General features: G+C 35.5%; 17 protein-coding genes and 1 pseudogene. 12 read left to right on the forward strand and 6 right to left on the reverse strand.

Annotated features, from left to right (window positions below; all coding sequences use genetic code 11):
* The first annotated feature begins 31 nt into the window (after positions 1-31).
* Positions 32-1,594: a hypothetical protein gene (locus tag ACRRVB_RS02030; RefSeq protein WP_432466323.1), complete on the forward strand. Its 1,563-nt coding sequence runs from the start codon at positions 32-34 to the stop codon at positions 1,592-1,594.
* Positions 1,595-1,711: 117 nt separating this feature from the next.
* On the opposite strand, the gene ACRRVB_RS02035 is transcribed toward ACRRVB_RS02030, so the two are convergent.
* Complete coding sequence (locus tag ACRRVB_RS02035; protein ID WP_432466324.1) at positions 1,712-2,458, reverse strand: YebC/PmpR family DNA-binding transcriptional regulator; 747 nt, start codon at positions 2,456-2,458, stop codon at positions 1,712-1,714.
* 567 nt (positions 2,459-3,025) lie between these two features.
* On the opposite strand from ACRRVB_RS02035, the gene ACRRVB_RS02040 reads away from it, so the two are divergent.
* Entirely contained in the window at positions 3,026-4,789 is a 1,764-nt protein-coding gene (locus ACRRVB_RS02040; protein ID WP_432466325.1) for an ABC transporter ATP-binding protein, read from the forward strand.
* A gap of 113 nt (positions 4,790-4,902) precedes the next feature.
* Here ACRRVB_RS02040 and ACRRVB_RS02045 read toward each other — a convergent pair whose 3' ends face one another.
* Complete coding sequence (locus tag ACRRVB_RS02045) at positions 4,903-6,504, reverse strand: ABC-F family ATP-binding cassette domain-containing protein (RefSeq protein WP_432466326.1); 1,602 nt, start codon at positions 6,502-6,504, stop codon at positions 4,903-4,905.
* A gap of 280 nt (positions 6,505-6,784) precedes the next feature.
* On the opposite strand from ACRRVB_RS02045, the gene lipA reads away from it, so the two are divergent.
* A complete protein-coding gene (gene lipA / locus ACRRVB_RS02050) occupies positions 6,785-7,654 on the forward strand; it encodes a lipoyl synthase (RefSeq protein WP_432466327.1) in 870 nt (289 codons plus the stop codon).
* Between the two features lie 317 nt (positions 7,655-7,971).
* Here lipA and ACRRVB_RS02055 read toward each other — a convergent pair whose 3' ends face one another.
* The 3 genes from ACRRVB_RS02055 to ACRRVB_RS02065 form a co-directional block, all read right to left on the reverse strand.
* Positions 7,972-8,871, reverse strand: coding sequence for a hypothetical protein (locus tag ACRRVB_RS02055; protein WP_432466328.1), 900 nt, complete (start codon positions 8,869-8,871; stop codon positions 7,972-7,974).
* Between the two features lie 51 nt (positions 8,872-8,922).
* Complete coding sequence (locus ACRRVB_RS02060) at positions 8,923-9,306, reverse strand: MFS transporter (protein WP_432466329.1); 384 nt, start codon at positions 9,304-9,306, stop codon at positions 8,923-8,925.
* 344 nt (positions 9,307-9,650) lie between these two features.
* Positions 9,651-10,493, reverse strand: coding sequence for a lysophospholipid acyltransferase family protein (locus tag ACRRVB_RS02065; RefSeq protein ID WP_432466330.1), 843 nt, complete (start codon positions 10,491-10,493; stop codon positions 9,651-9,653).
* Between the two features lie 411 nt (positions 10,494-10,904).
* On the opposite strand from ACRRVB_RS02065, the gene ACRRVB_RS02070 reads away from it, so the two are divergent.
* The 9 genes from ACRRVB_RS02070 (at position 10,905) to ACRRVB_RS02110 (ending at position 23,181) form a co-directional block, all read left to right on the forward strand.
* A complete protein-coding gene (locus tag ACRRVB_RS02070; protein ID WP_432466331.1) occupies positions 10,905-13,412 on the forward strand; it encodes a valine--tRNA ligase in 2,508 nt (835 codons plus the stop codon).
* Between the two features lie 33 nt (positions 13,413-13,445).
* Entirely contained in the window at positions 13,446-14,624 is a 1,179-nt protein-coding gene (hemW, locus tag ACRRVB_RS02075; protein WP_432466332.1) for a radical SAM family heme chaperone HemW, read from the forward strand.
* Positions 14,625-14,690: 66 nt separating this feature from the next.
* Positions 14,691-16,532, forward strand: coding sequence for an ABC transporter ATP-binding protein (locus tag ACRRVB_RS02080; protein WP_432466333.1), 1,842 nt, complete (start codon positions 14,691-14,693; stop codon positions 16,530-16,532).
* Between the two features lie 68 nt (positions 16,533-16,600).
* Positions 16,601-17,257 carry a LysE family translocator gene (locus ACRRVB_RS02085; protein WP_432466334.1) on the forward strand — a complete coding sequence of 219 codons (657 nt, stop codon included), beginning with the start codon at positions 16,601-16,603 and terminating at the stop codon, positions 17,255-17,257.
* A gap of 196 nt (positions 17,258-17,453) precedes the next feature.
* The gene (locus ACRRVB_RS02090) at positions 17,454-18,029 is read left to right on the forward strand and encodes a hypothetical protein (RefSeq protein ID WP_432466335.1); all 576 of its coding nucleotides are present in this window, start codon (positions 17,454-17,456) and stop codon (positions 18,027-18,029) included.
* A 66-nt stretch (positions 18,030-18,095) separates the two neighbouring features.
* On the forward strand, positions 18,096-18,650 hold the full coding sequence (locus ACRRVB_RS02095; RefSeq protein WP_432466336.1) for a DNA-3-methyladenine glycosylase: 555 nt from the start codon (positions 18,096-18,098) through the stop codon (positions 18,648-18,650).
* A 74-nt stretch (positions 18,651-18,724) separates the two neighbouring features.
* Positions 18,725-22,012 carry an isoleucine--tRNA ligase gene (gene ileS / locus ACRRVB_RS02100; RefSeq protein WP_432466337.1) on the forward strand — a complete coding sequence of 1,096 codons (3,288 nt, stop codon included), beginning with the start codon at positions 18,725-18,727 and terminating at the stop codon, positions 22,010-22,012.
* A 170-nt stretch (positions 22,013-22,182) separates the two neighbouring features.
* The gene (locus ACRRVB_RS02105) at positions 22,183-22,338 is read left to right on the forward strand and encodes a hypothetical protein (protein WP_432466338.1); all 156 of its coding nucleotides are present in this window, start codon (positions 22,183-22,185) and stop codon (positions 22,336-22,338) included.
* 79 nt (positions 22,339-22,417) lie between these two features.
* Positions 22,418-23,181 (forward strand): IS5 family transposase gene (locus ACRRVB_RS02110; RefSeq protein WP_432466339.1). Its coding sequence is split into 2 segments (ribosomal slippage): positions 22,418-22,790 and positions 22,790-23,181, totalling 765 coding nucleotides; the frame shifts between segments, so codons are not numbered across the junction.
* Between the two features lie 83 nt (positions 23,182-23,264).
* Here the strand turns inward: ACRRVB_RS02110 and ACRRVB_RS02115 are convergent.
* Positions 23,265-23,492: pseudogene (locus tag ACRRVB_RS02115) on the reverse strand (transposase); the annotation flags it as partial.
* Positions 23,493-23,585: the final 93 nt, after the last annotated feature.

The following is a 23,585-nucleotide window of genomic DNA, read 5'->3' on the forward strand; positions in this document are numbered from 1 at the left end:
AAAAATTTATCCTACTAATCTAGGAAAAAACTTGTACAAATCCAATAGAAACGACCTTTTTTTAGAGCCATTACTCTTAAAAAGGGAAGTAAACTCCCGATTCATACCATTATTTCTTTCACAAAAGAATAAACGATTATCTGTAGTAGATACTAAGCAGCAACCTAATGGTACCCATCCTACTAATATAGGAGTAGCACAGCCAACCCTTTCGGAAAATAGGCTGCAAAACAAAACATTACCCTCCAAGGAGATTGCAACTACTGGATTATCTCCAGAAAAGAAAAATAACCCACTGGTCCTCTTGAACTTAGAAGGCAACTCACTATTACCTGAGACTATTGATGCTAATAATAATATCGAACCAAAGAAGCCAAACTTATTAGGAGAATCAAAATCCGAAAAGACTTGCCCTAGTATTGCTATTGAATCCTTGAATGCTTCTAATCTAAATACTGATAACAATACTAAAGATCCTATAGCACTTTTAAAAAAAGAAAGTCCATTATCTAACACGAGTGTAGTTTCCAATGATTGCTTTGAGATTATTGAGCCTACTAACCATATCGAATCAAAAGAACAAAACTTATTAGCAGAATCAGGACTCAAAGAGAGTTGCCCTAGTATTTCTAGTGAGGCCTTTCACACTTGTCCTGTAATGAGTAATTTGCATCTAGAGCATTATCAACTTATAAAATATACAGAAAATATTATAAAAAAGCAAAAAAAAGTAAAAAAACTAATAGAAAGCATCGAAATACTTCCATTAATCGATATACTACGGGACAATATAATAGAAAATGTGACAGATAAAGTAGAAACGCAATCTATTACAGTACTGAAAAAGATAGAAGTATTGAAGAAAAAATTAGCAGTAATAAAAAATTACTATGAAAATGATACAAGCACTCAGCCATATAAAGAATTCCAAAACCTTATTCAATCAGTAGTAAATGAATTGGATAGCTTACTACGTGTTGTATTTACAACACACCCATCCATTGATGCTAGAACAAAAATAGTCGACAACGCAATAGAAAATTGTAAAGAAATATTTTATGAAAATATTAGTTATTTAAACAAACTATTATTTAATGATTGTAAAAATGAATTATATATCCCAATTTCTCAACTAAATGAGATCAGAAATTTTGGAACAAAAACAATAGTAATGTTAATAGCGATGCGAAAAAATATAAAAACAGTAGATAATATGCTGATTTTTATAAAAGATATAATAACCCCTAATTTAATATATATCAGCCTCATGCAGGATATAGACATTCTGCAAAAAACAATACAATCACAATCTAGAACAGACAAAATTAAAAGTATGAATCTAATAGAATATATGATATTCAATTTAAAATTAGAAGAACAAAAGATAAAATCGATTAAAAATAGATGCACTGATTGTATTAGACAATACATAAATAATAGCACAACAATAAAACAACTATTACAAGAAGCAATAAATATAGAAGGGCAAGTTAAAAAAGAGATACTCTCATTAACAGAAGGCATCATTCAGAAAGCAGAACAAAAGAAAGAGCGATTAAAAGAGCTGTGTCCATTCGGGTATGACGAAGTGTAGCTTTAACAAAGCAAGCTAATAAATTATGTGCTCCGTAATATAATACAGGAATCTTTCTTTTTAAGTGTATAAATATTTTAGAGGTAGATTGCCTTCATGGCAATACCATTTAGACTTTTACCCCCATAAAGCTTCCTGATCTGGTTGAAGGTCGATATTATGGTAAACCTTTTGTACATCATCGTCATCTTTTAAGCCATCTATAAGCTTGATAAGCTTAAGCAGTGTAGCATCGTTTACTTGCACAAAAGTATGGGCGATATACTCTAAACCAGCAAAAGTTGGGGCAATAGACTCTGTTTCCAAGTGTTTTTGTATGTTTCCAAAGTTTGCTACTGGACAAATCACATGGGCACATGCCCCATCGTTTTCTAATGCTTCTGCGCCTGCATCTATTAAGCCTAAGGTAAAATCATCATAATCTTTAATATCAACAGAAGCAATGGTAAAAACACCTTTGTAATCAAACAAGAAAGTAATGGCCCCATTTTTTTCTAAACTGCCTCCGTATTTGGCAAAAAGAGCCCGCACATTGGCTACGGTTCTAATCAATTTATCGGTCATACAGACCACCATAATCGCCACTCCATGTGGCCCATATCCTTCATAGGTCACTTCATGATACGCAGCTACATCATGGCTACTTGCTTTACTAATCGCACGTAATATAGCATCTTTTGGCATATTAGCCCCTTTGGCATTTTGAATGGCCAAACGCAATCGTGGGTTAAATTCTGGTTCAGCGCTACCCGTTCTGGCCGCTACGGTTAGCTCTTTAACCAGCTTGGTAAATATTTTACTTTTTTTTGCATCATTGATAGTCTTTTTACGCTTTATATTAGACCACTTACTATGTCCTGCCATTTTAGTACTTGATTATAAATAAAATATGTAAAAAATATTGACCCTATAGATTGTGGTAGAGAACGGCCGTTATCCAACCAATGGGCCTATACAAATATAGTTAGATCCTGTAGTTCTGTCGTATTTGTTAAAAAAAACGCTTAAATTAACGTCAATTCTAGATTAGAATTATTGTAAATCAGTTGTATATATATTAGATAGAGAAGATTTTTCTCTTTTAGTCCATGCAAACACCAAGATAATATCCATTTAAAATAAAGGCGACAGAATCAGCAGAACCTCGCCAATCATCTATTATTGTTTACATAATTCTTTTTAGCGATATTTATTTGGTCTATTGGCATTAATAAAAAATGTTAGCAGCTGTTGTAATGCATAATTTATACAAACTCTATACTAAATGCTATTTTTAGAAACATTATTCTAAAATAATGGATTGAACCCATGCTATGGGTCAAGTGATATAGAAACACATAGAAACACTAAGTCCTATATTCTTACACACAACGTTCTTATTGTAAAACATTTTGATTACCTATCAACAAGATAACTACAATGCCTAAAGAAATGAATGCCTTACCGAGAAATCTCTTTCCTTTTATTCTATATTTTGTAAAACGACAATCGGTCCATTTCAGCTTTATGTTCTTTACCATGATATTTTGGCCACTGAATGAATCATTATGCCCTTATTTTATCAAAATATTGATTAATAAGCTTCTGTTACTTAGACCAGGTATAGATGCCCCTTTTAACTTACTAGCTTTTCCCCTAATTGGACTCTTTTCCTCTTGGTTGCTCATGGAAATTGCCAACAGATTTCATGGTATGGTATCTATGTATGTTTGGCCAAGGTTTCGAAAAGATATTCGAGAAAGCATTCTTACCTATACACAAGGCCACGCTCATGGCTATTTTTCTGAACATTTTACAGGAGGACTAGCGAATAAAATTGCAGAGTTACCCCGTGCATGTGCCCACATTTTAGATATTTTTATATCTAACTTTTTCTCTACTATACTTACTTTTTGCATTTCATTGGGACTGCTTCTACAGGTACATCCTCTTTTTGGACTCATTTTATTGGTTTTTGTAGCCATTTTTGTGGCAGTAACCATTTTAAACATGCAAAATATAAATCATACAGCCAAAACGCATGCAGAAGCCATTTCTGAACTAGATGGCCAAATAGTAGATAGCCTGGGTGCTATGTTGGCCGTACGTTTATTTGCACGCACATCCTACGAACTCAAGTATCTAAATAAATATCAAACAGATGAAATAAAAAAATCTGAGCAAGCCTCTTGGGCCATTGAAAAAGCTAATTTTTATAAAGGGTGGCTTACCCTTATTTTTGTGGTAATTACATTTTCTACATTGGTTTATGGATGGAACAACCACTGGATTACCATAGGGGATTGTTCACTGGTTACCATGACTTTTTTTAATCTAATGGGATTAGTTTGGCATAGTGCTTTTCATATCACACAGATTGCCAAAGAAATTGGTATTTCTAATGCTGCACTTTCTATTTTAAGTGCGCCACACGAGATCAAAAATTATCCCAACACACGTCCCCTACTTATTAGCGAAGGAGCTATTTATTTGGATAGGGTCACTTTTTATTATAAAGAGAAGACGAATATGTTTAACGAAATTTCTGTTCAGATTAAAGGTGGAGAAAAGGTCGGTTTAGTGGGTCTATCTGGCTCAGGAAAAACTACTTTCGTCCATCTAATATTGCGTTTGTATAACCTAAATAGTGGGAAGATATTAATAGATAATCAGGATATTTCAAAAGTATCCCAAGATTCTTTACACGCACAAATCGCCATGATTCCTCAAGATCCGATTCTTTTTCACCGCACGATTTTTGAAAATATCCAATATGGTCGTTTAGATGCCGGAGAAGCAGAGGTACTGGAAGCAGCCAAATTAGCACATTGTATTGATTTTATAAAAAATATGAAAAAAGGATTTCAAACGATGGTTGGAGAACGTGGTGTAAAGCTCTCTGGAGGACAACGGCAACGTATTGCAATTGCGCGTGCGATTTTAAAAAATGCACCCATACTGATTATGGATGAAGCTACTTCTGCACTAGATTCTATTACGGAAAAGTGGATCCAAGAAAATTTGAAAGAAGTAACCCAGCATGCAACTGCCTTGGTTGTTGCACATCGTTTGTCTACCTTAAATCATATGGATCGGATTTTGGTTTTTGATAAGGGAATCATTGTTGAAGATGGAACTATACCAGCATTACTAGCTAAAAATGGACATTTTGCAAAACTTTGGGAACGACAAGCAAATGGATTTATATCGGAATAGGTATTTTTTTATACCTTCTTAGGTTAGTATAAAAAGATTTTTATAACAAATACTTTTTTACCTCAACAAAAAACTTATTGAACAAATGTACAAAAACTACATACAATTCCCATTTAAGTCAGATCCACCGCTTCTTGAAATGCTTCATAGCTTCCAGGAAATACCTTTACTTTCTTGTTTTCGATATACCAAATTTTATTAGCCAACTGCTGGATAAAGTTACGATCATGTGATACAAACAAACAAGTACCTTCATATTCGTGTAGGGCTTGTCCGAGTGTATCAATAGATTGCATATCTAAATGGTTGGTTGGCTCGTCGAGTACTAGAAAGTTTGCTTGAGAAAGCAGTACCGTTGCTAGGGCAACGCGTGCTTTTTCGCCACCAGAAAGAACGGCTATTTTTTTATATACATCATCTTTGGTAAAAAGAAACATACCTGCTATGGCACGCAGCTCTTGTTCAGTGCGCTCATTGCTGTTATGGGCATGCAAAGCTTCTATAATGGTATGTTCTATATTCAAAGCTTCTAACTGATGCTGCGCATAAAAAGCCATCTCTACATTATTACCAAAACTTCTTTGTTGTTGCTCGGCTAACGCATGACCAGCTATAATACGCAGCAACGTAGTTTTACCTCGCCCATTTGCACCAATTAATGCGATTTTATCTCCTCTGTCAATTTGTACAGTTGCATCTTTTAGAATATTTACGCCACCATAAGACTTATTTATTTTTTCTATTACGGCAATAATTTTACTTGGATTTTGTTTGACCGTAAACTGGAACTTTATTGTTTTACGATGCACAGTGGGTGCTTCTACTTTCTCGACCTTATCCAATGCTTTAATCCTAGACTGGACCAGTTTGGCTTTACTAGCCTTTGCTCTAAAACGGTCTATAAATTCTTGCGCGTGTTTAAGCTGTTTTTGTTGATTGGCATAAGCGTTTTCTAGTAACATACTCCTTTCTGCTTTTTGTATGGCGTAGTCACTGTAGTTGCCTACATAAATGGTAAATTTTTTATCACAAACTTCTACAATTTTAGTAGTAGTACCATCCAAAAAGCTTCTATCATGCGAAACTACTATAAAAGCACTATCGTAATTCTTTAAATAGGATTCTACCCACTTAATAGACACCAAATCTAGATGGTTGGTTGGTTCATCCAATATCAACAAAGAAGGCTCTTGCAAAAGCAATTTTGCAAACATAACGCGCATGCGCCATCCGCCTGAAAACTCAGAAAGCGAACGGTCTAAATCCTTGGTCGCAAAACCCATACCCTCTAACATGGCATCGGTCCTTGACTGTATATCATATCCTCCTATTCTTTCAAAGGTTTCTTGCAGATTCGATAGCTGCATCAGCAAATCGTCAGAATAGTTTACTTCCATCTCTTGACACAAAGATTCAATCTTTTTTTGCGTAACCAATGCTGTACTAAAAGCTTGCATGGCCACATTGCGAATGGTATCCTGAGATTGATAAGAAAGTAGGTCCTGATTGAGAAAACCAATGGAACATTCTTTTCTTTTAGTGACTTTTCCACTATCTGGTGCAAGCGTACCCGTAATAATCTTTAACAGGGTAGACTTTCCAGCTCCATTAGGACCTACTAGGCCAATTTTATCCTTGGGTTTAATATGTAACGAAGCTGAATCATATAAAGTTCGTTTGCCCAAATGATAGGTAAGATCATTGATTACAATCATGTAATTTTATTTGGTTTTTTTAGCATATTTTAGGGGAAAGTATCGCTTCCAAACAGAAATTATACCGCTAAAAAGGCAATTAAACGGTTTTTTCTATCTTAATAGCATGCAAATATAAGATAATTTTCGATATATAATATGCCCACTATGCCATGGACACTGAATGGATCAGCTAGAAGGTATAGCCTATATTTGGGCAAGCAAACTAAATATTTTACAAGTTTTAATATATTGAGGTGGTATAGACTATGAAGCTTTAAGCTATTTTTTAACCTTTTGTATGAAACAAAAAAAACCATTGATTACACCCATCCAACGGCCAGATTGGTTGCGGGTTAAGTTACCTATAGGTAAGCACTATACAGCTGTGCGTGACATTGTAGACCGGTATAAACTACACACGATTTGTACCAGTGGGAACTGTCCCAATATGGGAGAATGTTGGGGAGCGGGTACGGCTACTTTTATGATATTGGGCAATATTTGTACGCGCAGTTGTGCCTTTTGTGCCGTGGCTACCGGACGGCCTACCACCTATGATGAGGAAGAACCAAAACGGGTTGCAGAAGCCATTCATTTGATGGGGGTTAAACATGCAGTTATTACTTCAGTAAATAGAGATGAACTAAAGGATTGTGGGGCAGAAATTTGGCATCAAACGGTAGTAGCCATCAAAGCTTTGAATCCTACTACCACTATAGAAACATTAATTCCAGATGTAAAGGCCATTTGGTGGGCATTAGAGCGGATGATTAGTGCGGGACAAGACGTGGTTTCTCATAATATAGAAACGGTAGAACGTCTTTATAAAACCGTTCGTCCTCAGGCTAAATATGCACGAAGCTTGGAGCAGCTTAGACGGATTAAAGCATATGGTAAACGCTCTAAATCGGGTATTATGCTTGGATTAGGAGAAACAGATGGAGAGGTTTATCAAGTAATGGATGATCTACGCGAGCATGGATTAGATGTTTTAACGCTGGGTCAATATTTGCAGCCTACCAAACAACACCTTGAAGTAGCTGCTTTTATACATCCAGATAAATTTGCCCATTTTAAAGAGGAGGCCCTCAAACGGGGCTTTTCCTATGTAGAATCAGGTCCACTTGTACGCTCCTCATACCATGCAGAACGACACGTACAAAAATAAAGCTTATAGTGGACAGAAAAATTAGGACAGAAAAATAATTAAATTGTTTCCTATAGTTTTAATTGGCCCTCTCGTGTCTGTAGATGATTTTGTATAGGCATCTGTCTTATCCTCAATTTTGGTTATTATGCGACCATAAGTTTAGAAAGGTGAGTTAAAAGTAATACAATCATTGACTTCTTCTTCGACTTAGTAGTCACTCAATCCATACCAATGCTCAAGCAAGAGCATTTTAAATAAAAAAGGGAACTATAGAGGTTTGCCTGATAAACGTAAGCCTTTAGGATAATAAAATTGAATTATTTCTATTGTCTTCCCTATTTAAAAATTTTCATGATAGATGGTACTAATTGATTATTTTTAATTTTTTTAATTTTTTTAATTTTCATCATATCTATTAGGTCATTGATAGCTTCTATAACCTTTGATGCTAATAGTATATTATTTGTAATTTTTGCTTCCTTGAAATATGATTCTAAATCATGTTTGCTTATTTCTCCATTTGTCTTGTTTATATTATCATTGATTTTACTATAAAATCGAATAACATTCCGGAATGAATCGTATTGCCCTGCATGCTTTATTATAAGTTTCAGTTCCCTTAATTTTTCTTTTTGTTTATCTCTTAGTTGACCATCATCATCTTTTTTACGTGTATATATTATCATATTTATACGATCTTGTATTGTCTTTAGCGTCTTGTCCATATTCAATTCTTTTATACGGGGTATATGTTGATGTACATTGGCTACATTTGATTTGAAATCTGACGTAAAGAATTGTATAGGTTTTATAGAATCTCTTTCGGAAGTTGGCCTGATATTTGGTATTTGTTTTCCTTCTGTTTTTTCAAGAATGGTTGATCTACTTGCACATTGAACCATCTCATCATTATATGCATCGTCTTTAGCCATTGTAGATGTACTATGTGGTTCCACTCTATTTTCTCTACGATCTAATGATCCTAGTTTGGTGAGCCATTCCTTCAAACAGACCTCCATTTTACATGCCTCTTCTATCGTTATATCTATAGTTTTTAAGATACCTTGACCTTTTACTTTATTTTGCTGCCATATTTGGTGGTTATTTAATATACGATCAGTATGTATTGGTTTTTTAGTGCTTTTAAATTTAGATGGGATGGCTTCTTTACATGCACGCCCTGTTAAAACTAGTGTGGCACAACACACGAGGCCCTTAGTTAATAAACGTTTCATATAGTTTTTATTTTATGTTTAGTATACTAACTCGTTTGCTTCTTTTTTCGATTACAATTCGGTAGTCTGCTCTTTAACTAAGTTTCCATAGGTATGACCTTCAAATAGCTCCGAATAGACATGCTCTTCAGGATTCTCTTCACCTATGGTTGCATAGATAGGCTCTTCAATCTTTGTATCAATAGGATCTGAATATATAGATTGCTTTTTGATGTTTTCAAATGGCTCTGCATAGATGATAGGATGGTTATAGGTGGGATCCAATGATGGCTGTGGTATAGAGGATATCTCTTCGGATAATAGTCTTCGTACTGCTTTAGAATTACTTGCTAGCCTCTTAAAGGCATCTTCTAGCGCAGCGAGTTTCTCAATTGTTTCTTGTTTTTTCTCTGGGTTAGATATAATCGAAGTATATGCGCTATCTGGTTGTAGCATTTTTTGCTGAGATGACGAGAGGGTCTTCGAGGTACACGTATTGCTATTTAGTATCAGCATTCCGCTGCTGGTTAATAACCATTTTGCAGTATGAATTGTTTTGTTTTTTATGAATTGCATATGGTTATTTTTTTTGTTTTATTTGTAGATCAGTGCTATAAATTTGCTTAATCTATCGGATTAAGCTTAAGCGTTGTGTTATTAAAAATGATAAGCAAATTCTGATTTATATCCAAATATATAGTAGGGCTTATTTTTATTTTTTCTAGATCGATGTATTGTAATGCACGGGGATCGTATAGAGGAGTATCTACAGCCTTTTGGGATACCACTAAAAATGGTTTTTATTTCCATCTTCTATGTGACCAAAGCCAACAGGCTGGATTGTTCAAAATATCTGCTTCGAGTCTTTGAGTATAACGTTCTGCAATCTCTTGAACCGATAGTTCGACAGGTGTTTCTGCTAATAATATAGGCCTTACTCGATATTGTCCCCGTTTGATGCGCTCTGTTTGAATGTAAAAAATGGGATGGTTATACTTTTGGGCTAGTTTGGCGGCGGTTAAGGTAACAGTGGTCGATTGGGCTAAGAAAGTAGTACCATAGCCGTTTCGCTTATGCAATGGAGCTTGGTCTATTAAGAGTGTAGTAGCCTGAGGAGACCCTTTGTAGGTAGTCATATGTCTGAATAGGCTAACCATCGGAATGGCTTTTCGTTGAAAACGGCTTCTTATACGCAGTGCCATACGATCTATGCCTTTATGGTGTAAGGGTTGATAGCCTGCACATATGGTATAAGATGTCTGTAACGCAAGGGCGTTTGCAGCCCATTCCCAATTGCCAAAATGACCCGAAACCAATATAATCGATTGATTCCTTTTATAAAATTTTTCTATAGCTTCTATATCTTCAAGGGTAATGTGTTGCAAAAGTTGTTGAGACGTTATCGTGCAAGCTTTTATTTGTTCTAATAGTAGCTCACATAGACATCGGTAAAAGAATTTTTCTATTTGTTTACGTTCACGAACCGTTTTAGTAGCAAAAACATACATTAAATTTTGTACGACTACTTCTTTTCTATAACCGATCAGGTAGTAGACTATTATATAGCATAAATCTGATACACAATATAATAGAGAAAGCGGTAAAAAAGAAAGTAGATAACATAAAGCGTATACAATAGACATGACCAAAAGGAAATTTTTGGAAAACAATTATCCGTAATACATTTTACATTTACTTTGCTTTAAGCAAATAGTAAAGGGGTTGTTAATCCTACTTATAGTAGCAATACAAACCAGCTATAAAGATTCTATCGAGTTTGTTTAATCAAATAACCTCAATATTGGATCGGGATTAGCAATTAAAAAAGGTTAAAAATTTTTATGTTTTAAATTTGAAAATGAAAAGAATAAACAAATTACCAAATAAGCTGATTGTGAATATATCAAAATTAGTTGCAATATACGGTATTTCCATTTCATATAGAGCAATAACATAGACCAATAACAAAATTACCTCTGCTTATGAACAAAATGCTTTAGGCAGTTAAATGATAGGATAATGCATAGAAGCGAATTATATTTGTCATATTTTTAATGCTTAAACCTTTTTCCAATCCAAAACCAATGGCGATACCTTCCTTACCTAAGGATTACAATTTTTTAGAACGAGAAAAACATTGGCACCACTTTTGGGAAACAGAAGCTTTATATAGCTGGGACCCCACATTACCTCGTGCAGATACTTTTGTTGTAGACACCCCCCCTCCTACCATTTCTGGACAGCTGCACATAGGCCATATCTGTAGCTATACACAAGCAGATTTTATAGTCCGATTTCAACGTATGTTGGGTAAAAATATTTTTTATCCTATGGGATTTGATGACAACGGTTTACCTACGGAACGATTGGTAGAAAAACAAAAAGGGGTCCGTGCAGCCCATATGGATAGAACTGATTTTATAAAATTATGTGAGGAGGTAGTAGTTGCGGAAGAAGAAAAGTTTAGACATATTTTTAAATCTATAGCTCTTTCTGTTGACTGGAGCTTAGAATATCAAACCATTAGTCCACTTTCGCGTAAGCTTGCACAGCTTTCTTTTTTAGCACTTTTTGAAAAAGGTGCACTATACCGTAAGGCACAGCCTATGTGGTGGGATCCAGTAGATGGTACTGCTTTGGCACAAGCCGATATGGAAGATAAAACGCGCATGTCCCATATGAATGACATCCTATTTGTCCATGAAACAACGCAAACACCTCTTCCTATTGCTACTACTCGACCAGAATTGTTGCCAGCTTGCGTCGCTTTATTCTATCATCCAGATGACTTGCGTTACCAACATTTGGCGCATACCCACGCAATTACGCCTATATTTAATATCAGGGTCCCTATTTTATCAGATGAACTGGTACAACCCAATAAGGGAACAGGCTTGGTAATGTGCTGCACCTTTGGAGACCAAACAGATGTAGTATGGTGGAAAAAACATCAACTGCCTACTGCTATTATTTTGAATAAACAAGGTAAGATAACCCATTCTGGTCCATTAGAAGGGCTAAAGGTAACAACAGCACGTGAAAAAATTATTCAAATCTTAAAAGATCAGGCACTTTTGGTCAAACAAACGGCCATACATCAGTCTGTAAAATGCGCAGAACGCTCTGGTGCCCCTTTAGAAATCCTTACTACCCCCCAATGGTTTGTACGAACCATTGAGCACAAAGCAGCCCTTTTGGCTAAAACCAATCAACTAAAATGGCATCCTACTGCGATGCAGCATAGACTGGAAGAATGGATCAATGGTATTGCTTGGGATTGGTGCATTAGCCGTCAACGCTATTTTGGTGTTCCTTTTCCTGTATGGTATTCTAAAAGACCTGGTGAAGAAGGGAAAATATTGCTACCCAAATTAGACGAATTACCTGTAGACCCACTTCAGAATCTACCCACAGGCTATACAAGAGAAGAGGTAGAACCAGACTATGATGTAATGGATACTTGGGCCACCAGTAGTATTTCGCCACAACTTTCTTCCCATGCGATTCATAAAGACTTCAGTGTAGACTATAAGAGGCACCAGCAGTTGTTTCCAATGGATTTACGGCCCCAGGCCCATGAAATTATACGTACTTGGGCTTTTTATACTTTACTAAAGTCTCATTTGCATGAAGACAGTCTTCCTTGGAAAAATATTATGATTAATGGATGGTGCCTGTCTCCAGATAAACAAAAAATGTCTAAATCTAAAGGAAACGTACTCCTTCCTGAAAAATTGTTGGCAACATATGGGGCTGATGTAATCCGCTATTGGGCCGCCAATGCCCGTTTGGGAGTAGATACTTGCTATTCTGAAGATGTGATGAAAAATGGGAAACGACTGGTTACTAAATTGTGGAATGCTGGTAAATTTCTCTTGAGCCATTTTGATAAAGTAGACTTATTACATCAGCCTCTGCCATTTAATCTATTAAAGATTACCCATACTTTAGATAAATGGCTTTTGCAGTCACTAGCTGCCTTAACTGAAAAGGTCTCTCTACATTGGCTGGCCTACGGGTATGCAGAGGCTTTAGAGTGTGTAGAAAAATTCTTTTGGTCTGTTTTTTGTGATGACTATATCGAAATTAGTAAAACTAGGGTCTACAATGCTATGGAGGAGGATCATCAAGGTCAGACTAGTGCCATTATAACGCTTTACCATGCGTTTTATGGTCTATTACAACTTTTTGCACCTATTTTGCCCCACATTACAGAGGAACTTTCCCATGGACTTTATCCACACAAAGGCTCTATACACCAAAGGGGTAATTGGCCCAAATGGCCATTAGCGCTTTCTGTAAGTCAAATACAACTGGATCAAGTAGCGCACCTTAGAGAAATTATTAAATTGGTACGCAAAGCCAAAGCAGATGGTAAACTTTCTATAAAAGCTCCAATTGAGCTACTAACCATTCAGGGTATGGCTTTGGAAGAAGATTTAAAAAAAGAGCTAAAAGCCGTCACAGCTGCTACACACATAGTATTTAGTGACGCACTATTGGATCATACGGGCGTACAAGTAGTAGGCAAACAATGCATGATATGGATCATATGGAGCTAACCAAGCTATTATCAATACCACCCCAAGGCTTATATGTATCGCAACCAACTTATACCATTGATCTCCATACAAGAAAACAGTCATGCAGCCATCTATTTGCACATTCCATTTTGTAAACAAGCATGCCACTATTGTGCCTTCCATTTTAGCACAAATTTAAAGCTTAAATCATTGGTAGTCAAAAGTATGCTTAAAGAAATTGTGCTACGTCAAAATGATTTACAACGTATGCCCATTACCAGTATTTATTTTGGAGGAGGTACGCCTTCTTTATTATCTCTTTCAGAAATAAACCAACTATTGAATCAAGTGATACGCTATTTCCCTATAGCGCCATCAGCAGAGGTTACGTTAGAGGCAAATCCTGATGACATCACCTTAGAAAAATTGCAAGGATGGTACCATATGGGTATCAATAGACTGAGTATAGGGATACAGTCTTTTAATGATACTGTATTGCGTTATATGAATAGAACCCATACGGGTGCAATGGCCCAAAGAAGTATAGCGTGGGCACGTGCTGCTGGTTTTAATAATTTAAATATAGACCTTATGTATGGGCTTCCTGCTACTACTACACAGGATTGGTCTGCCGACTTAACGCAAGTTCTACTTTTGGAACCAGATCATATTGCTGCCTATTGTTTAACCATTAAACCCAAAACCGTATTGGGTTATTGGCATCAAAAAGGCATCATGGTTGAAGCAGATGAAACACTAATGGCAGAACAATTTGAATCAGCAATAGAAACTTTCTCTAAACAAGGGTACGTGCACTATGAAATTTCTAATTTTTGCAAGCCAGAAAAATATTCCAGACACAATACCAACTACTGGAAATCAGGTCCATATATAGGTATAGGACCCGGTGCACATGGCTACAATGGGTCACAAAGACAATGGAATATTGATCATAATCCACTTTATGTTAAGGCGATTCAAGATGGTAAAATTCCCTATACCGAAGAAATATTAACCATTGCCAATCACATCAATGAATACATTATGACCAGTATTAGAACCTGCTGGGGATGTGATTTTGATTGGATTTATAAAAAATATGCTATTGACCTGATGTACATACAAAAAGATTATTTAGAAAAAATTATACTATGGGGATTGGGTTGCATAAGCGGTCATACACTTTATTTAACAAATAGTGGTAAATTAGTAGCTGATCAAATAGCTAGTGATCTTTTTGTGGAGGATTGATAGTTGAGATGGTATCATCCAATCTAATTTTTATGGTTAGATCAATAAGCGTAATATTTATTTTCAATGCGCACTTATTCTAGGATTTTAGATTACGCAGGGCCTTTGGGAAGACGCTCTTTGTATTACTTCTTTGCGATCCTTTTATCCATTTTTTTTGGATTGGCCACCTATGGCTTAGTGATTCCTTTGCTTAAAATATTATTTAATCAAGAAGCGTTAAACCATCTACTGTTAGACCAGCCATCCTTTCCAAAACCGCACCTTGATACACATTATTTAACCAAATTATTTAATTACTGCTTTATAAGCATCATTATACATCAAGGTAAAATAGGTGCACTCTTTTGGTTGGCATTTTTATTTATGTTGTCTAACGCAATTAGTGGCTTTTTTAGGTATGTAGCAGATATTTCCATGGCTAAAGTACGCATAAATCTAGTGCATAATTTGCGTCTTTCACTCTTTAAACACATCTTATCCCTTCCTACTCAATACTTTACCCATCAAAAGAAAGGGGATCTAATAGCACGTATTACTGTTGATATTCAAGAAATAGAACATACAGTAGCGGATACTTTACGGGTATTCTTAAAAGAACCGACCCAACTCTTTTGTTACATAGCTGTTCTATTTTACATGTCGCCAAAACTTAGCCTATTTACCCTACTATTTTTACCGATTGCTGGATGGAGCATAGCTGAAATTATACAATCTTTGCGTAAATGGACCGATCAAACCCAAAAGTCACTGGGTAACTTAATGAATGTAACTGAAGAAACGATAAGCGCTATACAGGTTATAAAAAATTTTGGGGCCCAGAAATATGCTATTGATCAGTTTAAAAAAGAAGCAAAGTGGTATGTCCGTACCCATATGGCGGTAGCTAAAAAAAGCTATATGATTGCGCCTATATCTGCATCATTGAGTGTAGGAGCAGTTTCCATTATACTTGCTTACGGTGGCTATTTGCTTCTTTTAGATCGTAGCATCATGCTTACAACCAGTTCTTTTATTGCCTACATTATTATTTGCTCCCAGACACTTATACCGATTAAAATGATTGGAAGATGTATGGGCCATATTCAAAGAGGCATGGCTGCTGGAAGACGTATTTTTGATTTACTAGATGAAAAATCTGAGTCGAAAAAAAAATTAAAAACCTATACCACTACCACATTCAAAAGTACAATCATTTTTAACAATGTTTCTTTTGCTTATAAGGATGCAAAAAAGGTTTTACATCGGGTTAATTTTACGATTCAAAAAGGTGAAACAGTTGCATTGGTTGGTGCTTCTGGATCGGGAAAATCTACTCTTTTATCGCTTCTATCAGGCCTTTATCAACCAAGTGATGGAACCATTGAAATAGACCATCTACCTATTTCCCATATTAATCAGCCATCATTACATCGTTTAATGGGCATTGTTTCACAAGAATCTATTTTATTTCACGATACAATTTTTAACAATATTACCCTCAACAGAGCAGAATTTAGCAAGAAAGAGGTGATAGAAGCGGCTCGAATAGCTTGTGCGGATCATTTTATTATGCGTTTGCCTCAAGCATATGATACCATTATTGGAGAAAATGGAAATAAACTCTCTGGTGGTCAAAAACAATGTATTTGTATTGCAAGAGCGATATTAGGCCATCCACCCATCTTAGTTTTCGATGAAGCATCTTCAGCTTTAGACACTGCTTCTGAACGAAGGCTACAAGAAAGTCTTGAATTATTTATTAAAGATAAAACCTCTATCGTGGTGTCCCATAGGTTAAGTACCATCTGTCATGCTGACAAAATTATTGTATTAGAGCAAGGAAAAATAGTAGAACAGGGCACCCATTCAAAACTATTGGCACAAGAAGGACTTTATAAAAAATTATTTTTAGGACACCAAGGTTAGATTAAATGTCTTTTCAAGATAATTTTTAACCTTTAATACTACATTCAGGTTGCTAAACATTATTGGTTATGGAAAACTTTTATATAGATGATTTTATCATATTTTATACGGCAAACCTGTTTAATCTTCTAACGCCAGGTGCTAATTTTGCCATTATAACATGTCATAGTAGCACCATTTCTAGAAAAGCAGGTATGATGACTATTATAGGGATTGTCTCTAGTGCCTTTATATCTAAAGGATGTGCCATTTGTGCCATTGGTTTTATTACTACTAAACTATTTTGGTGCTTCCAATTGGTCAAATATATGGGTTGTATGTACCTATTTTACTTAGGAATTGGATACTTGTGGCATTCTATAACTATGAAGACAGTGCAAAAAAAATTAGATGCTATTGTATTCGACAAAGCTTTAAGCAAATCTTCTATGCAGTATATACCAATCTTTCGCATAGGATTTTTAACAGACATGTTCAATCCTCAGGCATTATTTGGTTTTATGACTATTGTTTCTTCTACCCTCCATCCAGAAACTACTTTTTTAATCCGACTTTGCTATGTACTAATATTGATTTGTACATCTTTTATTTGGTATACATGTATGGTTTTTCTTTTTTCTCATCCCATGTTGACAAAGAAGCTATATAGTTTTTTTCCATGGATCAGGTGGTTAAGTGGCATTAGTTTGATAGGTATTGCTTTTAAAATACTATTTATAGGCTAAACTAAAGTAGATACGTTAATATGACCAGACGATTGCAGCAATAGATTTTTAATTTTTAAGCTAAACAGTTAGATAGCATCTATAGTATTGCCAGATGCATATATTAAAATGGGTTACGAAATTAGAGGGTATTAACCCATATAAATGGCTATATTTAGGATATTTTATGTAAGCGTATAATTCAACATTAAGCAATATGAAAAAAATACTAAAAAACTATTACAGTCAAGTGGGTATATTATTTGCATCTGTATTCTGCATGAATTTTACTTCTAAAGTAGTATACTGTGCGTTATTATTTACTTTTTTAACATTTATTTTAAATAGCATAGCAAATGGCCATGGCCATCGAAAAGCAACTACAAGCATTCTATTATCAACCACTACTTCATTTGGGTTATTATACCATAAGCAATATTGCATCGCTGGGAAACCTATTGGTGGACTTATAGGAACTTCTTTGTTTGCTATATTGGTTGCTGGTTATATAGGTTTCAAACTTTTCTTAAAGTTAAAGGCTAGATATAGCTTTGTGGTAAGCAATTTTATCAGTTTATTACTTGCTGCATTGGTCGACCATTTGATAATGGCTCTATTTTTCATTAAAGAATTTCCTATAGATAAGGTTTGCCTAATATTTTATAAAGAAACAACGTATACTACCTTCTTTACATGTGTAGTATGCCTATGTTTAGCTGCAATTTTATATGTAAAAGTAGTTTATTCCAATATAAAAAGCCTGTACATCTTTAGACCTTTACCGTCTAAGTAATATAAAATATTTCGATCGTAAGTAAAGCATAATAAATGTGATTACAACAAGATCCAATAATCCCAAATGGTCCTCAATAGATCTTTTTTTATACAAGATACCAATACGGTCAGTACCAATTTAATTGGTAAACTATTATGTTTTCATAAATTTAAGGGAATTATTACTGAAACGGAGAGTTATATTGGTACAGATGATCCTGCTTGTCATGCAGCTAAAGGTATGACCAAAAGAACCAAAGTCATGTTTGGACTAGCTGGATTTAGCTATGTATATTTTATATATGGCAAATATTACTGTTTAAATATTGTTACGGAAGCTTTAAATTTTCCAGCTGCTACACTTATTAGAGGTATAAAACTAATCAATCCACCCTATACTTACCTAAATGGTCCAGGCAAACTTTGTCAGTATTTAGGCATTAATTTAATGCATAATGCGATCGATGTAACCGTATCAAAAACATTATATATTAAAGATATAGGTTGTCAATTAGTTTATCACTCAACACCCAGAATAGGGATTTCAAAAGGGTTAGATAAAATATGGCGCTATGTTGTGACAGATATAGATTGTATACCAGCTATGCCACCTAAGCTAGTTTGTACCACTATTTTGTAATAATAGGACCTAACTTTTTCATTAAATTGTAGCACATAGTGTGTTGCATTAAAGATTTAATTACCTACACGTAGATGAAAAAATACAAAACGCAAATGCAACTTAATTTGCTAGACATTGCAAAAACAATAGATCTCTTTTGGGAGGAACAAAAAACATTTGCATGCTCTATGCAGCAACGTGAAAGCAATGAGCCTTTTGTTTTTTTTGAAGGGCCTCCTTCAGCCAATGGTGCACCAGGTGTACACCATATTTTGGCCATGACCGTTAAAGATCTTTTTACTAGGTATAAAACCATGCAGGGTTATTATGTACGTCGCAAAAGTGGTTGGGATACGCATGGTTTGCCGGTAGAGCTCCAAGTAGAAAAAAAATTAGGTATTACCAAGTCAGATATTGGTAAAAAAATTAGCATAGCCGATTACAATCAGACATGTCGCGCAACGGTTATGTCTTACAAAAGCGAATGGGAATTATTGAATAAGCAACTAGGTTACTGGAAAGACAACCTAAATCCTTACATCACCTATGAACGCGATTATATTGAGTCGGTTTGGTACGTACTGAAAGCACTTTACAATAAAAAACTGATCTATAAAGGCTATTCTATACAACCCTACTCCCCTCCTATTGGCACAGGACTAAGTTCCCACGAATTAAACCAGCCAGGCTGCTATAAGTTGGTCAAAGACATTTCGATTGTAGCACAGTTTAAACGACAAGACAATGAATATTTTTTGGCATGGACGACTACACCATGGACCCTTCCTGCAAATAGTGCGCTAGCGGTAGGGACTACGATTCACTATGTGAAAATAGCCACCATTAACCCCTATACCCACCTGCCTATTTACGTTATTTTGGCCAAAGATGCTGTTCAACGTTTTTTTACAGGTGTACCTACTAGTTTTGATGGCTACCAGACTGATCCTACATCGGATCACACTACTTTACCTTGGGAGATTGTCGACAGCTATATAGGATCGGATTTAGTAGGCATGCGTTATGAACAACTTTTACCTTATGTACAGCCGAAAGGAGATGCTTTTAAGGTAATCGCAGCTGATTTTGTCAACACCACAGAAGGTACTGGTATTGTGCATATTGCGCCTACCTTTGGTGCAGATGATTACCGAGTCGCTCAAAAAGAAAATATTGCCCCTATTATGGTGACCAATGCATCAGGTGCATCTGTTCCAATTGTAGATAGACAAGGTCGTTTTGTACCAGAAATTACTGATTTTGCCGGACGTTATGTAAAATCGGCTTATGAAGAAACATCCAATTTACCTCCTGTAGACCTATTGATTGCTACGAAACTAAAGCAAGAAAACAAAGCTTTTAAAGTAGAAAAATATGAGCACAATTATCCCCATTGTTGGCGTACCCATAAACCAATTCTTTACTATCCACTAGATGGCTGGTTTATTAAGACAACAGCTTATAAAGAATTATTGATTGAGTTAAATCATACCATTCAATGGAAGCCTGCTTCTGTAGGAAAAGGACGATTTGGTAGTTGGCTAGAGCATTTGGTAGATTGGAACCTAAGTCGTGAACGTTACTGGGGTACGCCACTCCCTATCTGGCGTACAGCTGATCAAAAAGAAGAAAAGTGTATCAGCTCCTTAGCCGAACTAAGGTTTGAAGTAGAGCAAGCTGTATTGGCTGGTTTCATGCAACAGCAGCTACCAGAAGATATTGATTTGCATCGTCCTTATGTAGACGATATTGTCTTAGTAAGCAGCAATGGATTGCCTATGTATCGAGAGGCATCTGTAATAGATGTTTGGTTTGATTCTGGTGCAATGCCCTGTGCACAATGGCATTATCCATTTGAAAATCAAGAAATATTTGAAAAAAATTTCCCTGCTGATTTTATTGCAGAAGGGATAGATCAAACCCGAGGATGGTTTTTTACCTTACATGTTATTTCCACATTACTTTTTGAAATTCCTGCTTTTAAAAATGTAGTAGTCAATGGACTAGTATTGGATAAATATGGTAATAAAATGTCTAAAAGCATTGGTAATACTCTTGATCCAACGGAACTATTGACACAATATGGTCCAGATGCCATACGTTGGTATATGATTAGTAATGCCAATCCATGGGATAATTTAAAATTTGATGCCACAGGCGTAGCAGAGGTAGTACGTAAATTTTTCATTACGTTACACAGCACATATAATTTTTTTGCACTTTATGCCAATCTAGATCAGTTCTATTTTAATAAACGTCTACTTACGAATAGCGACCTAACCCAGAGTGACAGGTGGATTATTTCTCGCTCACATACATTGATTAAAGTGGTAACAGAGGCCTATGAACACTATGAGCCTACACCAGTGGCCAGAATGATTCAAGATTTTGTAATAGATGATTTGAGTAATTGGTATGTACGGCTGAATAGAAAAAGATTCTGGAAAAACCAACAAGATAAGGACAAAGAAGCTGCTTATCAGACTCTTTATCATTGCCTGATAACGGTTGCTAAACTAATGGCACCTATAGCGCCTTTTTATGGAGATTACCTCTATCAAGCATTGAACCATGTTACCGAAAAAGAAAAGCATGATTCTGTCCATTTATCAGATTTTCCAGTAGCAGCATCAGAAGCCTTAGATCCAAGTCTAGAAATAGAGATGGCACAAGTACAAAAAATTGTCTCTTTGGCACATGCTTTACGTAAAAAACATAGCATTAAGGTGCGCCAACCTTTATCTAGCATCAGTATTGCAGGTCTTTTTGTTTCAGCTGGATGGCCTGGTTTAGAAGCGCTTATTAAAAAAGAAATTAATGTAAAACAGATCCATTACTTAGATAATACCCAGCATCTAAAAAAAGCAAAACCTAACTTTTCTCTTTTAGGTAAACGGTATGGTCCTAAAATGAAACAGCTTAACGAGGCTATTATTGCCTTAACACCATCTGAAATTTATGCTTTAGAGCAAGGTAACACCCATCTATTACACTTACAAGATGAGGTAATTCCCCTTACCTTAGGAGATATATGTATTCTTACAGAAGATATACCTGGATGGTGTGTGGCCACAGAGGGTGAAATAACCATTGTACTAGATACTACCTTGGATAACGCGCTGCAAGAAGAAGGCATGGCACGTGAATTTGTCCACCGTATTCAGCAATTGCGTAAAACCCTGAACTTCAATATTCAAGACAAAATTATCATTGATATAAAACAATATGAAAATTCTATAAATCAGGCTATTATCACCTATAAAGATTATATTTGTACAGAAACACAAGCCATACAACTACAATTTGTATCCGAACTAGTAGGCTTCGAAAGCCATATAGAGGATCTAAACATAGCGGTTCTACTTACCAAAGTGGAATAGATAGATAGATAGATAGATAGATAGATAGATAGAATTTTGGCAAATTTGATTTTAAAGATCTATTTAGTATCATTATAGTAGATATAGCTGCTTATAAAATCGGGTAGTTAAACGGCCCCTTTAAAATAAGTAGCATACATTATGAATACCTAAATAAATAAATTATAATTATGAAAATAAAAAAAGGTTTTGCATTGCATTTGCTACTATTAGCCGGATGTGGTGGCATAAATCATACCCATAAAATTTCCCCAAATCTTATAGAGGATCATAGTAAAAAAGATAAGGAACTTACATCAACGAATGCTGCCTATAAGGCTAGATAGTGTCGTCATGAAATATTTTGTATATTTGTTTTGTAGTTCATATTATATTTTTAGATCATAACATCAATTATATTTATAGATGTCTAAATGGATTCACCGTCATGATATTTCAGACAAAGTATGGTCTATTTTATCACCTCTACTTCCAGGTCAACAAGGAGGTTGGGGAGCTGTTGCCAAAGATAATAGACTGTTTATTAATGCAGTATTTTGGATTTTACGTACAGGATCTCCTTGGCGTGATCTTCCATCGAGCTATGGAGATTGGAAAAACACTCATCGTAGATTTTCTCGCTGGAGAGATAATGGTATATGGGAGAGGATCTTAGAAAAACTGATTAATAATACTGATTTTAAATGGCTTATGATTGATGCTACTTATATTAAAGTACATATACATGGAACGGGTGCAAAAGGAGGCAACCAATCTATGAGTCGAACAAAAGGGGGCTTAATACGAAGCTACATTTGGCCGTGGATGCGTCTGGTATGCCGATCAGAGCTATTATCACAGAAGGTACCAGAGCTGATTGTAGCCAATCTCCATATCTTATTGAGGGGATAACTCCAAAGCATTTGTTGGCAGACCGTGCCTATGATACCGATAAAATCATTAAATATACTATAGAAAAAGGTATTGTTCCTGTTATCCCTTCCAAGAAAAACAGAAAAACAAAACGTTATTTTGACAAGAATTTATATAAATTCCGACATCTTATTGAGAATATGTTTCTCAAAATTAAGCAATGGAGAGGAATCTCCACTAGGTATGCAAAGAACACAGCATCCTTCTTGGCAGCTGTCCAAATTAGATGTATCCATTTATGGGCTAACTTTTTATGACGACACTATCTAGACTTCCGAAATAGACAAATTAGAGTCTGGGGACTTTCACCCCATTTGTTTCACACCTGTACCGGCGTGCCATCAGAAATACCATACATATGACTGATAATAAGGAGACCTATAATTAAACGAATAGGCAAAGGAGGCTGACCAGGTCCATAGCTAAAACCGCGGTCTAAATCTGATGCTAAGGAGTGCCAAGGAATCGAATTAGATAACTGGAATAATGGATGTTTCGAGTTAAGAAAACTAGACAAGCGTTGCTCAAACAAACGCTCAAGGCTATGATTTATTTTCTTAGATTTTATCCTTATTTTGCAAGCTTTTTATACAAAACAACGTAAAAACTGGTTATTAACCATATATAAATTCAACCATTTATTTGCTGATTAACAAATAAC

Source organism: Candidatus Cardinium hertigii, assembly GCF_050864855.1.
Classification (GTDB): domain Bacteria; phylum Bacteroidota; class Bacteroidia; order Cytophagales; family Amoebophilaceae; genus Cardinium; species Cardinium hertigii_C.

Excerpts from the sequence above, each read along its gene's own strand:
- ACRRVB_RS02080 (WP_432466333.1), top strand. The coding sequence starts at position 14,691 with ATGCGCACTTATTCTAGGATTTTAGATTACGCAGGGCCTTTGGGAAGA.
- ileS (WP_432466337.1), top strand. The coding sequence starts at position 18,725 with ATGAAAAAATACAAAACGCAAATGCAACTTAATTTGCTAGACATTGCA.
- ACRRVB_RS02060 (WP_432466329.1), bottom strand. The coding sequence starts at position 9,306 with ATGCTACAACCAGATAGCGCATATACTTCGATTATATCTAACCCAGAG.
- ACRRVB_RS02090 (WP_432466335.1), top strand. The coding sequence starts at position 17,454 with ATGAAAAAAATACTAAAAAACTATTACAGTCAAGTGGGTATATTATTT.
- ACRRVB_RS02045 (WP_432466326.1), bottom strand. The coding sequence starts at position 6,504 with ATGATTGTAATCAATGATCTTACCTATCATTTGGGCAAACGAACTTTA.
- ACRRVB_RS02105 (WP_432466338.1), top strand. The coding sequence starts at position 22,183 with ATGAAAATAAAAAAAGGTTTTGCATTGCATTTGCTACTATTAGCCGGA.
- hemW (WP_432466332.1), top strand. The coding sequence starts at position 13,446 with ATGTATCGCAACCAACTTATACCATTGATCTCCATACAAGAAAACAGT.
- ACRRVB_RS02065 (WP_432466330.1), bottom strand. The coding sequence starts at position 10,493 with ATGTCTATTGTATACGCTTTATGTTATCTACTTTCTTTTTTACCGCTT.
- ACRRVB_RS02070 (WP_432466331.1), top strand. The coding sequence starts at position 10,905 with ATGCTTAAACCTTTTTCCAATCCAAAACCAATGGCGATACCTTCCTTA.
- ACRRVB_RS02095 (WP_432466336.1), top strand. The coding sequence starts at position 18,096 with ATGGTCCTCAATAGATCTTTTTTTATACAAGATACCAATACGGTCAGT.
- ACRRVB_RS02040 (WP_432466325.1), top strand. The coding sequence starts at position 3,026 with ATGAATGCCTTACCGAGAAATCTCTTTCCTTTTATTCTATATTTTGTA.
- ACRRVB_RS02055 (WP_432466328.1), bottom strand. The coding sequence starts at position 8,871 with ATGAAACGTTTATTAACTAAGGGCCTCGTGTGTTGTGCCACACTAGTT.
- ACRRVB_RS02085 (WP_432466334.1), top strand. The coding sequence starts at position 16,601 with ATGGAAAACTTTTATATAGATGATTTTATCATATTTTATACGGCAAAC.
- lipA (WP_432466327.1), top strand. The coding sequence starts at position 6,785 with ATGAAACAAAAAAAACCATTGATTACACCCATCCAACGGCCAGATTGG.
- ACRRVB_RS02035 (WP_432466324.1), bottom strand. The coding sequence starts at position 2,458 with ATGGCAGGACATAGTAAGTGGTCTAATATAAAGCGTAAAAAGACTATC.